Genomic DNA, 274 nt, shown 5'->3' on the forward strand with positions numbered 1-274 from the left:
CTTCAACATCCTTAAGTGCAAGTGAGAGTGTTTCGACATCACTAAGTCAAAGTGAAAGTGCTTCGACATCCTTGAGTCAGAGCGAGAGTATCTCAACATCGTTGAGTGCAAGTGAGAGCACCTCAGCATCAGTAAGTGCAAGTGAGAGTACCTCAACATCAGTAAGTGCAAGTGAGAGTACCTCAACATCACTGAGTCAGAGTGAAAGCACCTCAGCATCAGTAAGTGCAAGTGAGAGCACCTCAGCATCAGTAAGTGCAAGTGAGAGTACCTC

1 protein-coding gene is annotated in these 274 nt (G+C 46.0%); it reads left to right on the forward strand.

Annotated features, from left to right (window positions below):
- Nucleotides 1-274: hypothetical protein (locus H5S10_RS10175; RefSeq protein ID WP_220480904.1), on the forward strand; the 274-nt coding region annotated here is incomplete at both ends.

Origin of the sequence: Limosilactobacillus balticus, assembly GCF_014145615.1 — a bacterium.
GTDB classification, from domain to species: Bacteria; Bacillota; Bacilli; order Lactobacillales; family Lactobacillaceae; genus Limosilactobacillus; species Limosilactobacillus balticus.